Source organism: Phenylobacterium sp. (assembly GCF_030651185.1).
Classification (GTDB): domain Bacteria; phylum Pseudomonadota; class Alphaproteobacteria; order Caulobacterales; family Caulobacteraceae; genus Phenylobacterium.
Map to the genome: position 1 here is coordinate 31,899 of NZ_JAUSCJ010000017.1, position 14,247 is coordinate 46,145.

The following is a 14,247-nucleotide window of genomic DNA, read 5'->3' on the forward strand; positions in this document are numbered from 1 at the left end:
GCTCCCGCCACCGCCGCCGTCCGAGCCGCTCCCGCCACCGCCGCCGCCGTTCAGTACGAACCGATATCTACCCGAGCGCGGACAGACCCAGGTCGCTGCGCCGGGACCATAAGTCCGCACATAGGGCGCCCCCGCGCCCTTGACGGGCTGGTTCATGGACTGGTTGACCTTGCTGATCCGCAGGAGCCCCGAGCGCATCAGTAATCGCCCCACGCGGCGGAGAAAACGACGCCGGTGTTCGTGACGCCGATGGCCGCATAGACTTCAGCGTTCGCCGCCAGCACCAGCGGTGTGTCTTCGCTGTAGCCAAAGTCCGTCGGCGTCTGGCCCGTCGTCTGGGCCACGGTGTAGGCGGCCATCAGCTTCGAATTGATCAGCTTCTTGGTCGAGCCCGCATCATAGGACACGAACAACTGAAGCTCCGTCGCCGTGACGGTGGCTCGGGCGAGCGCCGAGATCTTGGTGACCCGCGCGCCGTTCGGCCCTGCGGTCAGCAGCTTCTGGGTATTGGTGGGGGTGTCGGAATAGGTCGAATTGGCCGTTGTGCAGACGGCGACCCCAGACTTGGGGGTCTGGGGCGTGATGACGTTGTTTCCGGTGACGGCCATGGCTCGATATCCTGATCAGATGAGAAGGGTGAAGCCGACGGCGATGGACTTGGCGGCGGCGAGGTTGGCGGCAAGCGCCGCGGCGTCGGCCGGCGGCCCGGTCAGACTCACCGTCCAGGCGGAAATCGAGCCGGATCCGATCGCGAAGGCGGCGGGGACCGTGAAGTTCAACAGGCCCGAGACGGAGCTGTAACTGTCCACCTGCCCTGCCATCCAGTTGGTGGTCGGTGCGGCGGTCTCAGCCGCGATGACCCACATGCCGGACACGATGCTCTTGCCGGTCTGGATCGTGAGCGACCTCGCGCCAGGGCCGATGGTCTCGGTTGTCGTGCTAGTTCCGGCCGTGCCGGGCGCTGCGATCGCCGAGGCCGCCGCCGCCACCGCAGTCGCGGATGCAGCCGCGACCTCAGTCCCGAGAGCGTTCATCGCCGCGATGGAGGCGTTCTCCTCCGTCACCATCGGCGGAAGGGCCGCCAGTAGGGCGTCCATCAGCGCCTCAAACGTCGAGGGCGCAGAGGTGCTAGGCGCCGCCGGGAGCGCCGTGATCGTGGGGACCGTCGTCATGGTTTATACGTCTTCCAGCTCGAGGGAGATCGTGGCGGTTTCCGGCCGGTCCATGCTGATGCGGAAGGCCTTGTAGATGCCCAGGATCAGCACGGCCTCGAAGTAGCCGGAGTCCTGATCGTCGATGCCGGACCACAGCATCGGGGTGGCGTTGCCGAGCGCCTGGATGGCGCGGGCCTTGTTCACGTTGGCCTTCTCGCAGACGATGGCCATGTTGACCTTCGGGACCGTCCTGCGGGGGACCAGCTCGGAGTTGCCGTACTCGTCGCGGGTGACGCGCGAGAAATTCAGGGCGTCGGCCTCGGCGCTATGGATCGTGGTCCCGAGATAGGTGTTCAGGCCCGTGACCAGACCGCCGCAAGTCACGGCGCCGGAGGCGCGGGTGATCGTGACGGTGATGACGCCGTTCGTGTAGGGCGGGAGGTCGAACTTGGCGACTGCGGCGGCGTAGCTGAAGGGCAGGAAGCAGTAGTCATACGCGTTCAGCACCACGCGCGTGCTGAGGTTCACCGTGGCGGTATAGACCTCGACCACCGAGACCGTGATGCTGATGGTCACGGAGTCCGCCACCAGGCCAACCAGGGCGAGGCTATCCACGCGCACGCCCGGCGTCAGAACCACGGTCAGCGGTGAGGCTTGGGTCGTGCCGGTGTTCCGCTCCAGATCGAACATCGCCCAGCGGTTCGTGGGTCCGACATCAGCCCACCAAGTCGAGGACGCCGCAAGCGCGGGGTAATGGCCGGTGTTCGAAGCCTGCAGGCTCTCATAGACCCGGTGCACGAAGGTCGTGGCGGTGTGGGTGCCTGAACCCGCGCTGGAGGTGTTGATCGGCGTCCCGTCGGGCGTCTCGGCGACCTTGAACGTGCCGGCGGCGGACTGGACGATGTAGTAGACCCGGCCCGCGGTCAGGCCAGTCGGCAGGGCGCCCGTGGTGGTGAAGACGACGGGGGTTCCGTCCGCCTGGCCGTGGGTCGCCCAGGAGACGACGGCGGGCGAGGCGTTGGTGATGGTCACGGTCGAGGACGGAGACCCCAGGATCACCCGGTCGCCCAGCGCGTAGGTCGTGCCGGCGTTGTAGGCGAGCTCCGTCGCGTGGGGCTCGGCGCAGGTACTCGAGGTGAGCATATCGTTGGTGATCGAGAGCGGCGGGATCACGCGAGCCATCAGGCGTAGGCCTCCGTCTGCATGGCCCTGCCGTCCTCGGTGACGGTCTGGATGTTGCTGCGCAGTTTCGCGGTGTCGGAGGCCATGCCGCGGACAACCGTGGTCAGCTCGGCGACCTGTTCGCGCAGGGCGCGGATCTCGCCGTCGTCATTGGCGGCCCGGACGCCAAGGCCGCGAGGGCCCCGCACCAGCGGCATGATCGCCTCCGGACCAGCCTCCCCCATCAGCCCCATGTTGAAGCCGGTGGGCTGGCTGACGATGCCGTTCGTGAAGATGCCTCCGGCAGCGAAGGGCGTGCGGCCTTCGGCCATGCCGGAGTTGTAGTAGTGGTACATGGCCCGGTCTTCGAGGGTCTGGCCGTCGATGGGCTTGGTGGGATCGCCGTGGCCGGACTGCGCCCAGGCCATCACGTCGGGATTGTTCGCCAGGTACGAGGTCCAGTTCGGGGACGCGGCGCTGGGGCCCGCGGGGGCCACCGTCGCGGGCGTCGCGGTCGGGGCGGTCGCCTGGACAGCCAGGAGCGCCGCAATGGCCGCAGGCAGGCTCAGAACACTATCGTTGAGGGTGATCAGGCCTGAGACCTGCGCCTTGATGCCCGCAAGTTGCTGTTCGGCGATGCTGGCTTGGTTGAGCGCGCTGTTCTCGCCGGCCCGCGTGGCGTTGCGAACGGTGGCGAGGTCGCGCTGATAGGCCAGCAGGGTCCTGGAATTGGCGGCCGACGCGGCGATGAAGGCGCGGCCCGCGTCGGGGATGCCCGCCAACGACTCCGCGTCCGTCCCCGAGGCGGTCTTCAGAAACCCGAACTTCGCCGCGGCATAGGATCCACCCACAGCCGACGTCGAAGGGTCGAGGCTGTCGCCGAACTCGCGCAGGGTTTTCGCCAGACCCGCGAACTTGTCCTGCGTCGCGCTGATGGCCGAAGCCTCGCGCTCATAGGCGGCGGCGAGATCGTTCTTCGCTCCCGCTAGACGGCCGGCGAAGTCTTCCTGGGCGTAGACGAGGTCCAGCAGCGCCCGGTTGGTGCCGTCGATGCCCTTGGTTTCTTCGGCGCGCAGCTTCGCTAGGATCCCCGCCTCGTCGCCCGTGGCCTGCATATAGCGGACCTCCAAGGCAGTGCGCTCGTCGGTGATCTTCTTGGCGTCCTGAAGGGCGTAGAGTTGGCGCATCAGGGCCTTATTGGTCTCGTCGATGCCCGCCATTTCGGCCTCGCGCTGGGCGGCCAGGGTCGCGATGGCGTCGCCGGACAGGGCGACGATGTTGAGCTCAATTTGGCGGCGCTGATTGGCGACATCCAGAGCGCGCTGGGCCGCTGCGGCCTCGGCAGCTCGGCGCTGTTCCGCCGCTTCGGCCTTGGCCTTCTTGGACGCCCCGCCGAGACCGAAGATCGCGCCCGCAAGGGCGCCGATCCCAGCTATGGCCCATCCGACGGGGCCGGCCAGGGTGGCTGCTGTCATGAAGCCCAGCGAAACCGCACCCGCGCCAGCCGCGACGGCGCCCATCGCGCCTGCCGCTGCACCGCTCAGAGCCCCGCCCGCCTTGCCGCCGATGGCCTGGCCGGCAGCGTCGGCGATGCCGGCGATTGCACCGATTTTTCCGCTAGTCGTTCCGTCCTTGCCGAACGCCAACTGGACTGCCTTGGCCGCCCTCAACAGGCCAGACACCGCGCTCATCCAGTCGCGGTTTTTGAGGCCATAGAACATCTGATCGACGCCGCTTCCGGCATCGTTCGCGGCTTTGTAGAACTCCTCCATCGCGTCCGTGGCCTTGGCCGTGATGTCTGGGAGGGTCTTCAGTTCGCCGTTCAATTCCTTGAGCGTGCGATCAAAGCCCTTCGTGCTGGCCGGGGCGTCGAGGTTGACGAGCTTCGACAGGTCCGCGACGGCGGGTTGTGTCCGGTCGATCGCCTCTTTGAGGGCTTTCACCGCGCCAGCGTGGCGGCCAACTGCGCGAGTCGCGCTGTCGTGGGCCTTGGAGACCTCCGGAATAATCAGCTTGGCGGTCATCAGCGCATCGGCCGATTGGTTTAGGGACTTGGCGTAGGCCAATTCTTGCGCGGCGGCCTTGGCGGCGGCGACGCCGCCCAGAGCCTTGAACTTGGCCGCCTCGGCAGCCTGGCCAACGCGCAGGGCCTCCATGTTCCCGCCCATGCCAATGGCGGCGATCATGCCGGAGCCGAAGGCTGCGCCTCGCGCCTCTTTCACTGCGCCTTGCGAAATGGCAGCCCTTGCGGTGGCGTCAGCGGCGGCGCGCTTGAGGATGGCGACCGTGGCCAGCCGCTCAAGCTCGGCGCGGCGTACTGCGGCGCGGCCGGCGGCATCGGTCGCGTCGATACCGGCCAGCGTCTCGGCATATGCCGCGTTCTGGCTGATGATCACCGCGTCTATCGCTCGGGATAGACCGGCGCTGGCGATGCCGTATTTGTCCGCGAACTCGGCGGCGCTGCTGAAGGCTTCGCGAGTCGCGTTCTGGACCTCAATCAGCCCCCGCCCAGCTTCGGCGGTCTTTTCCAGCGCTTCCTTCACGTCGTCGGCGTGCTTACGCCAGAGCAAGAAGGCGGCCCCGACCGCGGCGGCTCCGGCGATAAGTGGTCCCCACGCCACGATGAGCGAGGCGGCGGCGCGAGCCATACCCGCCAGCGCATCCTTGAACCCGAGCCCCTGGGTCTTGGCCTGGGCGAAAGCGTCGGCAATCTGGGGTCCCTGTTGAATTGCGATCATCAGGGGAGACATCCCCATTGCCGCCGTCACGCCGATGTCTGCGAACTGGCGCGAGAGGTTGAGCGTCGTCAGGGTGAGGGTCTTGGAAGACGCCGCCACCCTGCCATGCGCGGCGGCCATAGCCCCCATCTGCTGGACGTACTGAGCTGCAAAGTCGCGGCTTGCGGCGTCGTGGAAGTCGGTGAAGGAGACGGCAGCCCCCTTCGCCGCCATCCCGGCCTTGGTCGACGAGGACGCCAGCTTGTCGTTGGCCGCCACGAGTTGGTTCGCGGAGCGCGCGGCGGCCAGCTGATCGGCCTCGACCCGCTTGATCGCCTCGGCCATTTCCCGCAGGGGGCTTGTGGCGCCGGTCGTGGACTGGCCTAGCCCGCGCTGGGTGGCGGTGAGTTTCTCGGCTGACTTCTCGGCCTTCGCGCCGGCGGCGGTAAGCGCATCGAGGCTCTGGACCCCAGCCGCAACGGAGGAGGCGTCAATCCTGAGAGTGAGGTCGGCGAACTCAGCCATCAAGGACTCCTCTCAAGGGGTTTCGCCCCGCGGCCCGGAGGCGGCGAGATTGGTGATGTGATGTTCTGAAATGCGACGGGGCCGCCGTGCAGCCTGAACCTAAGCCGTCGCGGCCCGAGGCGTTGCGCTAACTTGCGTCGGAAGCACTGATAACGATGGAGTTCCGAAAACTGCCGAAGCCCTAGACCTTCGGCTCCTTCGGCTTTCGCCCGCCCACGACGTAACCCGGGCGCAGAACAACGGGGGCTTCAGACTCGGACGTGTCGGCCGGCGCTTTGCCCCCGATGGCCCCAACAATGCGATGGGCGCCCAACATCACGACGCCTGCCAGGAAGAACACGGCTCCGAGGGAAAACACGATCTGCTTTTCGGCAATCCGGCCCAGGTTCACAACCTCGCCGCCTGGCGCTCCTATGTCGTAGAACAGGCCGACAAGCATGAGAGTGAGGCCGAGGCCGATCAGAACTATGCGCATTGGAGCCCTCCAGTTTCCCGAACGCTACGCGCCCCGCCCGCCTTGTCCACCCTTGGCCTCACTCTTTGCGCGGGCGGCGGCCTCGGCATGCTGGGCATGTGCCGCAGCGACCCACGCTGAGTCCACCGCCATGATAGCCCGGCGCTCCCAATGGAGGAGCGGAACCCCCTCGTCGGCCTGCCAGGCGTGGATTTCGAGGCGGGTCAGTCGGGAAGGGCCTTCACCGCTGTGAGCCCGGGTGGCGTGGAGGGTAAGGAAGTGATGCCAGAGATATTCGGTCTCTGGCGGCGGTCCCCGGTTGGCCTCCAACTGCGCCGCCGCCTCCGGATCACCTTGCCGGGCCAGGCTTTCGAGGTGGTCGCGAAGCGGGGCGCCGTCAGACTGTGGCGCGGCAAGAGCGAAGTGTTCGGTCGCGAAATCGACTAGGGCTTGGGTGACTTCGCCGTAAAATTTGCCCAGTCGCCGGCTCCGTTGTTCACCTGCTCGGCCAGCCAACCCATCCCCGGGTCGAGGTAGAGGGCTCTGAACATGGCCGGGCCGGGCTCACCGTCCTTGTAGGTGAAATTGTCGAGCGACTTGGTGATGGCGGCCAGGAAAGATGCGGTCGCGGCGGCGTCTTCCTCGGCGGAACTCTCCACGCTGCCCTTGGCCCGGAGGCGCTTGACGGCGCGGTTCGAGGAGGCAGCCTTAGCAGCGGCGAAGGGCTTGGAGCCGGGGCCATAGACGGTGACGGCGCAGGGCTTGCCGCCCTCGCCCTCCAGGGGCTCCCCGGTGGCCGGGTGGTTGAGGATGATCTGGAAGCATTCTTCCGCGGCGAGAGTAGACACGTCGAACATGGGGATCTGCTTTCGTGAAGAAGCACGACGGCGCGACCGTCGCGTAAAGTTGAGGCAGGGAGGCTGTTCAGGCGCCGGCTTAGGCCGCGAGGCTGTCCTGAATGGAGATGATCGTCTGATGGTTCGCCAGGGCCGCACCGCCGGCGCCGTTGATGGCCGCGGTGAAGGTGTAGGTGCGGATGATCTCTTTCTCGCCGTCGTCGGCGCTGTCGCTGAACAGCTTGATGTTGCTCATGACGAAGGTGATGAACTCGGCAGTGGCCGAGGAACTGTCAGCCACGACCAGAACCAGGCTGGTGGCGGTCTGGTCATCGAAGATCGTTTGCAGGGTGGCGCTGGAGAACTTGGCGGTGAACGATCCCGAGACCATCACGCGGCCGACTTGGTGGTCGCTGATGGCGTTGGAGCCGACTTCGGCCTCGCCCGGCTGGATGTTGCCGCCGATCTGGACTTGGGCGCCGGTGATCGAGGTAACGGTCCCGCCCACCAGAACCTTGCCCTGGACGGAGGCCAGAACGGTGGAAGCGGTTTCGGCGGCGGGGGAGGTCAGGACTTGCGAGGCGCCCAAGGTGCGGCCCAGGCCCGGCAAGTCGAAGTTGCAGGTCGCGTTGCCAGAGGCCGGCAGGGCGATTTCGGCCATCGCCACCTTCACGTCGGTGAACAGTTCCGAGCGCGAGAGGTCAGCGTGCCACTTCTCCCAGGAGAAATAGTCGCTGGTGTGGCCCGAGGTGGGAACCCAGGATTTCTTGCCGATGACAGTGACGGTGCATCCGGTGATCGGGCCCTCCGCGACCAGGGCCACGCCGTTCAGGGGAACGACGGTCGCAACGGTCTGGGTCAGGGCGGTGATCAGCAGGTTCTTGGAGATGTTGGCGGCGTTCAGCGTGCCAACCGAAAGGCGGATCACGTCGCCAACCTTGACACCGTCGGTCCACCAGCCTGAGGAGCGCGCGATCGTGTAGGTCGGGCCGGAGCCGGCGATGGTGACGGAGAGCGAGGCGATCGGCGTGGTGGCGACGAACAGCTTTCGCAGCAGGGCCGCGAACTCCAGCTGATAGGTGCCCGCCGATAGCAAGGCGTTGAGCTTGCCGCTGGTCTTGCCGATGCCGGCGGTGTCGCCGGTCGACTGCTGGTGGGAAGCGATCTCGTTGTTCGAGTATTTGTCACGGTCAAGGTTGAACGTCGCGGTGACGCGGCGCGCGAGGGCGCTGCCGGTCGAGCCGGGCGTGCCGAGCGCCGATTGCTTGACCCGGGCGAAGGTGGTCGCGATGCCCTGTGCCACAGTCATGGTGGTGATCTCCTAAGGGATTGGGTTGAGGGTGCGCGCCCATGCAGGGTCAGCGCGTAGCGTTCCCCTCCCCTCTCGGTTCGGGTGGAGCATTGTCAGGCCCCGACGGGGGCCCTGAAATAGACGCGGACCGGGATGCAATAGCGGTCGCCGTCGACGTATCCCGGCATGATCTCGGGCGTGGTGAAGACGGTGACAGTGACGCCGGAAACTGGGGTCAGGGAGCGCCCGCGATAGAACGTCGTGCGGATCAACTCGGCTCTGGTCGAGGCAGCTCCTGGGCCCGCATTGGTCGGATAGCAGAGCGTGGTCTGCATGAAGCCCTGCGCGACGTGTGCGGCGGAAAGCTCCTGATTGTCGGGGCGGGCGAACAGGACGGCGGCGCGCTGGTAGGGCGTGCCGGGTGTCGGGGTGTAGGCCACGTTCTCGGCAGCGGTCGCCAAGGCCGGAGAAATCGCGGCCAGGGCGGTTTCCAGGGCGGCCCTGATGGCAACCACGCTCATCGGGTCACGCTGAGGGCGTCGTCTACGATGCCGGAGAACTCAAGGACGGTCAGCCCGACCATCCCGTTGGGGGCCTGTTTGGAGTGGCCGCGCTCCAGGGCCATCGCATAGGGCAGATTGTTCTGGATGTAGTGAATGCGCCCCGAAGCGTCCCTGGGCATCGCCTCGACGCCGGTTACCGCCCGCTCGCCCGTCGACGCTGTGATGACAGATCTGGGCGCATCGACGCTGTAGTGCCAGTTCGAGCGGAAACGACCGGTGTCAACGGGAGAGCGAGCGATCAATCGCGCGCCCACCTCGAGAACAACCTCTCGGACCGCGGCGTCCGCCCGCTCGCCGGCTTTCTGGGCGAACTGCGATAGCGCCATCTCGAACTGACCAGCCATCTCACGCCTTTCGGCACTTGAGCACAAACAACGCCACGTCCTCGCCCGAGTAGATCGCGGCGACCTCGACGACGGAATAAGGCACGCTACCCACGGTGATGGTGTCGGTGGGTTCGGGCGGGCTATCGAACGCCGCGCCTGCGATGCTGACCTTCTTGTCGCCAGCCTTCACCAGACCGCTGATCAGTTCGGCGCCCTTGTACTCCTCGATGATGGCCGGGAGCGTCTGGGTCACTGTGGTGGGCGTCGCGGTCCCGGTGGCGGTATTGTAGGCCCCCGGCGTCACACGCGAGTGCGTCACCGACTTCCCGAACAGCCCGACCATATCGAGCGTGAGCGGGCCGAAGATGTCGTCGAGGAAGGTGCTCATCAGGCGACGATCCCGCCCGAGAAGTTTAGCCGGCGAAGCTCGGCATATCGGACGCCAAACGACGTCGAGCCCAGCGATCCGGCCGCCGCGTCGGACGAAGAGGCCGCCCGCTCCAACTCCAGAGGGCCGACCTTGACGCGCTTGAAGCCCAAGAGTTGGATTTCCCGGCTCGCGCCGTGGCCGTCCAGCGCCAGATTGTGGGCCGCCAGCAGCATGATCGCGTTCGCGTAGTCGCCCTCCAGCCAACTCTCGTCGACCTGGCGGTTCGCGTCGGTGATCGCCGAGGTGACGACGCCGTCAGCCACGGCGGCGAAGGTCGGGAACTTCGCCTTCAAGTCGGCGGCGGTCGGGGTGGTGTAGGCCATAGTGGGGGCTCCCGTTGGGGACGGCGGCGCATCAACTGCGGCGCGGGCGGGGCTGCCCATGCCCCGGATGAGTGTCGGCTAGAGCAGCGTGAGCCGCTGATCTCGCTTCTGAAGATTTTCGAGGGCCCAAAGCGGCTGCAGGTTAGCCAGGCTCCATGCGGCCCTAAATTCGTCGTCGTCGGGACTGGCGAACGTAAACGACGCAAGCGGCACGATGTGGTCGACGTGCCATTCACCAAAGTTCGCCCACGACATGCCGGGCCTAAACTGTCGCTCCAGATGCGCCCTAAGGTCGTCGGTCGAGTAGCCGACTAACTGCTCCCAACGTCGCCCCGCCTTTCTGCCGCCCCTCACTTTGAGCGATTGATAGACGTTCGAGCTGATCCGGTGATTGAGTGCGCCGGAGAGCGTGGCCCGACGCTTTCTGTTCGCCGCGCGCATGCCCGCCCGAACCGTGTCCGCGTTGCGTGCGCGCCAAAGGTTGGCTGCCCGTCGTTGCCGAGCGCGCCGCTCTGCCGGCGTCTGCTTCGGGCGCCCTCTGGCCTCAGGATCTCGGCCGTCACGGATCGCCCGCTCTCGGAGGGTCCGCTGATGGGCCGCAGGATCGTGTTTCCGCAAAGCCTGCTCAGCCCGCCTACATGCCCGGCAGTCAGCGGACAGTCCGCTGCGCCGGTGCGATTGCCGGGCGAAGTAATCGGCCGTCGCGGGTTTGGGCTCACCGCACTTACTGCACTTCCTCATCTCTCCGGTCTGAAGCATCCCAAGAATATAGCGGGTAGCGGCAGGGCCGAAAAGGCTGATTTAGTCAATCTTGTTACTTGGCCGAATGTGGGTTAGGCCTGAGCGGCGGCCTCGTCGGCCAACTCAAGGGTCGCGACGATGTCGTCACGCTTCTTGGCGTCGCCCAGGTCGATCTCGCGAGCGGCGGCCAGTTCCTTCAGCTGCGGAACGGTCATGGCGTCGTAGCCTTGGCCGACCGGCGGATGGGCGCCGCCTTTCTTCTCGTCGCCGTCGTGGTCGAGGGGGTCCGAGGCCTTGATCGTCAGGAACGGCAGGCTCTTGGCGCGCTCCACATAGTCGTCCGCGAGGGCGAGCGTGCGGGTCTGGCCCGGCGCGATGAACTTAAGGCCATCGGTCGTATAGACGCCCTGCTCGGCCTTCGAGGTGTTGGTGATGTCCGCCTTCATGGCGCGTCTCCTGATCTGGGGAGAAAGGCCCCGCCTGGTGGGGCGGGGCCGCTACTCGTCAGCCGGCGTTAGGCCGGAGGGGCGGTCAGTTCGTCGGCATACGCGGCCGACTTGGGCAGACGCCATTCGGTGCCGCCGGTGCGGGCGATGATGCCCTGCTCGAAGCCCATGAGGGACTTCATGCGCGGCTGCAGGACCGTGCGGGGCATCGGCAGGTGGAAGCGCACGACTTCCCGGTCCTTCCGATAGGCCACCATCCGGCCGCCGCCGTCCTGCGAGGCCGTGGCCAGTTCCCGAACGGGGTAGATGTTCAGGGGCTGGTCGGTCTCGGCGGTGTAGATGTTGTTCTTCTTGATGTACTCGAGCACGGTCATGAAGCCGTCCCCGGCGCCCAGGCGCTTGGTGGCCGCGGTGCGGAAGGCGACGGGCGGCAGCGCGATGCTGTCGGCCCACTCGACTTCCTCGGTCTGGGTGCGAACGCGGCCCAGGACCTCATCGACGTCGGCAAGCATCTGGTCGACGGTCTTCGCCGGCCAGAAGGTGCCAGGGGTGGCCACGTCGGCGCGCGGAACGGCCGAGCTGTTGGCGAAGCCGGTCCAGCCCTTCTCGGTCGACCCGGTGAACGCGATGCTGTTCAGCAGGCGCTCGATCTTGTCGGTGGCCGAGGCCGCATCGGTGGCGGGCAGGTTGATGCCGTAGAGCGCGGACTGGTTGACCTCTTCGAGGTTCCACTCCCAGCCCGACCCGATCATGGCGAAGTCGTGCGACGCCTGATCGCGGCTGGACTTGTTGAACGGCATGTCCGTCCCGGCGCCGGAGATGAACTTGGCCTCACCGGCGCTGTCGACCGTGAAGAAGGTCGTGCCGATGGCCCATTGGTTCCCCTCGGTGACGATGGGCAGGACGCGGTTGTAGTTGAGGGTGGGGTAACGGCGCGCGTAAACGCCGGCCTCGATGTTGCGCCCCTGGGCCACCACGAAGGGCAGCGCCGCCTGGGCGTCGGTGAAAGCTTGCGGCATGTGCCTCTGGTCCTTCTCAGGGAACGCGCGTCGTCACGACGGGCGGATTGGGGTTAGCGGAGCTTGAGGGAGATCTCGACGATGTCGCCGTCGCCGCCCGAGGTGTCGAACGTAGCGTTCGGGATGCGGATGTGGGTGGTCGTCGAGGTGTAGCGGCCGGTGGCCGGATTCCAGTAGACGTCGCCGCCGTCCACGACCGCAGCGCCCGCGGTGACGTACATCTGGCCCATCGTCATGAAGGCGCCGGTGAAGTACTGCGGGTAGAGGTCGGGGTTGGAGGCGCCGGAGGCCAGGGGCGGCACGGCGGCGTTGAGCACGGCCAGGCCGAGGAACTTGGCGTTGGCCGTGTAGGTCACGTCGATGTAGGCCTGATCGCCGATGGCGGGGTCGGTGCCGGAGTCAGTGATGGTGAACGGACCGATGCCCGCGATGGTGGCCGCCGAGCCCGTGGTGACTTCACCCAGCTCGGTGCCGTCGGGGTCGGAGAACAGCCAGGCAGCGGTCGCGCCGGCGGTGACAGCGGTCAGCAGATAGCGACCCTGCTTCGCGCCGGCGGCCACAGCCGGAGCCGCGGTGATCGTGGCGGCGCCGGTGTTGCCAGCCGCCATGGACCCCGCGCCGGTCGCCGCGAAGGTCCCGCCGAGGATCACGCCATGGTCGCCCGAGCCCCGGAAGGCCGGCTGACCGAAGGCGATGCCAGCGGCGGACTCCACGGTGCGGGAGACCTTGTTGCACTTCTCCTCGTTCGCGATCTGACCCGGAAGGCCCTTCGCAGGAGCGGCGGAATAGGTGGTTTGGTAGGTCGCCATGTCGGCGGTTCCTTCTCAGGGCAGGGCGCGCTTCCCAGCGGGCCGGATTGTGGGGTTTAGGCGGCGGCCTTTTCGCCGTGCAGATCGGCGAGGTAGGCGGCGCGGGCGTCGGTGACGACCTTGGTGGCGTCGTTGACGTTGTGGACATTGTCGCGGATCGCGTCGCGCACCGGGTCGGCCTCGCCGGTGTCGGCCGCCAGGTGATCGAACAGGGCGCCGACGTAGTCGTCGGACTTGTCCTTCACCTTCTCGTCGCCGAGCTTGGCGGACACGGCGGCGCGCTTGATCTCGGCGTTCGTCTTGCCGGCGGCGTCCAGGGTGGGCGCGATGGCCTTAGCCTTGGCGGTGACGGCGGCGCGATCAGCCACCAGGGCGTCGAGGGCGGCGCCGGTCACGACCTGCTTTTGCAGATCGGCGATGGTGGCGTCCTTCGTGCCCAGTTCGGCGTCCTTCGCGGCGATGGCCGTGGCGTGGGCCGCGTTGGCGTCGGTGAGGGCCTTGCCGGCGGTGTCCAGCATGCCACGAAGCTTGTTGACGGCGGCTTCACCGGCGTCAGTGGTTTCGACCGGGAGGCCGTCCACGATGATGGTCTTGAGAGCCATGTCCTGGCCTCCATGGTTGGGGTTGTCGTCGCCGAACCGAAGTTCGGATCCGCCACGGGCGTTGCGGCACGTGGCGAGATGGTTGGCGCGGATGCCGCGCTGAATGGCGTCGTAGGCTTCGCCTTGCGGCGTCACGCCGTCGGTGAAGTCGAGATCGCAGGTGTAGCCCCACGAGAGTTCCTTGCGGCCACCCTCCCAGGCGATGATGGCGGCCTGATCCATCAGGGTCAGGGGGATGCGGACGAACTCTCCGTCTCGCGCCACTTCATCGCCGGTCATGCCGACGCTGTGCTTCTTCCAATTGCTGGCGTCGACCATCTCGCTCGGGTGATCGACCGTCACGGGCCGATGAGCCATCGAGGCCAGAGCATCCTTGCTGAAGACCTCCTCGGGCGAGCGGTAGACGCGAATGACGTCGGTCGGCTGGCGATCGGTCAGGCCGAGTTCGCCCGCGGTATAGGTCTGGATGCCGGTGCGGGCAGTCTTCGCGCTGGCCACCAGGTAGCCGTCGCGGGTCTTGCGCACGCCGTCGAGGACGACGGTGTCGTAGAACTGCATAACGATGTCCTTATGCGTGGCGCTGAGCGCCGGTCGCCTAGACGGTCTGGTGAGACACGACGCCGCGAGACAGGCAGTGAACGCAGACCCAGTTGGCCTTGCCGCCCACGAGGCGGTCGCCCAGGTCCATCGGATCGGTCGTCACCCGGAGGAAGGTGCTGGTCATCTGGCCGGTGTCTTTGATGCAGCGGCGGCAGTGCCAGGTCGGCCCCATCTTGGCCCGAGGCTTCCTCTTGGGCTTCCCCTTGTCGGCCTTGCCGCCGGGGATGATCTGGAATTTCGGGGCATCCAC

17 protein-coding genes are annotated in these 14,247 nt (G+C 66.9%); all 17 read right to left on the reverse strand.

Annotated features, from left to right (window positions below):
* Nucleotides 1-197 precede the first annotated feature (197 nt).
* Nucleotides 198-608: a hypothetical protein gene (locus tag Q7J39_RS06865; protein ID WP_304821872.1), complete on the reverse strand. Its 411-nt coding sequence runs from the start codon at nt 606-608 to the stop codon at nt 198-200.
* 15 nt (nt 609-623) lie between these two features.
* Nucleotides 624-1,097: a hypothetical protein gene (locus Q7J39_RS06870; RefSeq protein ID WP_304821875.1), complete on the reverse strand. Its 474-nt coding sequence runs from the start codon at nt 1,095-1,097 to the stop codon at nt 624-626.
* Nucleotides 1,098-1,175: 78 nt separating this feature from the next.
* Nucleotides 1,176-2,336, reverse strand: a complete 1,161-nt coding sequence (locus tag Q7J39_RS06875) for a hypothetical protein (protein ID WP_304821878.1) — start codon at nt 2,334-2,336, stop codon at nt 1,176-1,178.
* A complete protein-coding gene (locus Q7J39_RS06880; protein WP_304821881.1) occupies nt 2,336-5,557 on the reverse strand; it encodes a phage tail length tape measure family protein in 3,222 nt (1,073 codons plus the stop codon). The genes Q7J39_RS06875 and Q7J39_RS06880 overlap by 1 nt, the downstream gene beginning before the upstream one ends.
* A gap of 181 nt (nt 5,558-5,738) precedes the next feature.
* A complete protein-coding gene (locus Q7J39_RS06885; protein ID WP_304821884.1) occupies nt 5,739-6,032 on the reverse strand; it encodes a hypothetical protein in 294 nt (97 codons plus the stop codon).
* 422 nt (nt 6,033-6,454) lie between these two features.
* The gene (locus Q7J39_RS06890; protein WP_304821887.1) at nt 6,455-6,868 is read right to left on the reverse strand and encodes a hypothetical protein; all 414 of its coding nucleotides are present in this window, start codon (nt 6,866-6,868) and stop codon (nt 6,455-6,457) included.
* Between the two features lie 79 nt (nt 6,869-6,947).
* Nucleotides 6,948-8,156 (reverse strand): phage tail tube protein, encoded by a 1,209-nt coding sequence (locus Q7J39_RS06895; RefSeq protein ID WP_304821890.1) that lies wholly within the window; start codon nt 8,154-8,156, stop codon nt 6,948-6,950.
* 95 nt (nt 8,157-8,251) lie between these two features.
* Nucleotides 8,252-8,659: a phage tail terminator-like protein gene (locus Q7J39_RS06900; RefSeq protein ID WP_304821897.1), complete on the reverse strand. Its 408-nt coding sequence runs from the start codon at nt 8,657-8,659 to the stop codon at nt 8,252-8,254.
* Complete coding sequence (locus tag Q7J39_RS06905) at nt 8,656-9,045, reverse strand: HK97 gp10 family phage protein (RefSeq protein WP_304821900.1); 390 nt, start codon at nt 9,043-9,045, stop codon at nt 8,656-8,658. Before Q7J39_RS06905 ends, Q7J39_RS06900 begins: the two co-directional genes overlap by 4 nt.
* A gap of 1 nt (nt 9,046) precedes the next feature.
* A complete protein-coding gene (locus Q7J39_RS06910) occupies nt 9,047-9,415 on the reverse strand; it encodes a hypothetical protein (protein WP_304821903.1) in 369 nt (122 codons plus the stop codon).
* Complete coding sequence (locus tag Q7J39_RS06915) at nt 9,415-9,780, reverse strand: DUF4054 domain-containing protein (protein ID WP_304821906.1); 366 nt, start codon at nt 9,778-9,780, stop codon at nt 9,415-9,417. The genes Q7J39_RS06910 and Q7J39_RS06915 overlap by 1 nt, the downstream gene beginning before the upstream one ends.
* Before the next feature lie 78 nt (nt 9,781-9,858).
* Nucleotides 9,859-10,221, reverse strand: coding sequence for a hypothetical protein (locus Q7J39_RS06920; RefSeq protein WP_304821909.1), 363 nt, complete (start codon nt 10,219-10,221; stop codon nt 9,859-9,861).
* Between the two features lie 392 nt (nt 10,222-10,613).
* Nucleotides 10,614-10,967 carry a hypothetical protein gene (locus tag Q7J39_RS06925; RefSeq protein WP_304821913.1) on the reverse strand — a complete coding sequence of 118 codons (354 nt, stop codon included), beginning with the start codon at nt 10,965-10,967 and terminating at the stop codon, nt 10,614-10,616.
* 68 nt (nt 10,968-11,035) lie between these two features.
* Entirely contained in the window at nt 11,036-11,986 is a 951-nt protein-coding gene (locus tag Q7J39_RS06930) for a DUF2184 domain-containing protein (protein WP_304821916.1), read from the reverse strand.
* Between the two features lie 53 nt (nt 11,987-12,039).
* Nucleotides 12,040-12,795 carry a hypothetical protein gene (locus Q7J39_RS06935; RefSeq protein ID WP_304821919.1) on the reverse strand — a complete coding sequence of 252 codons (756 nt, stop codon included), beginning with the start codon at nt 12,793-12,795 and terminating at the stop codon, nt 12,040-12,042.
* A 56-nt stretch (nt 12,796-12,851) separates the two neighbouring features.
* Nucleotides 12,852-13,955, reverse strand: a complete 1,104-nt coding sequence (locus Q7J39_RS06940; RefSeq protein WP_304821922.1) for a DUF2213 domain-containing protein — start codon at nt 13,953-13,955, stop codon at nt 12,852-12,854.
* Between the two features lie 37 nt (nt 13,956-13,992).
* Complete coding sequence (locus Q7J39_RS06945; protein ID WP_304821925.1) at nt 13,993-14,247, reverse strand: hypothetical protein; 255 nt, start codon at nt 14,245-14,247, stop codon at nt 13,993-13,995.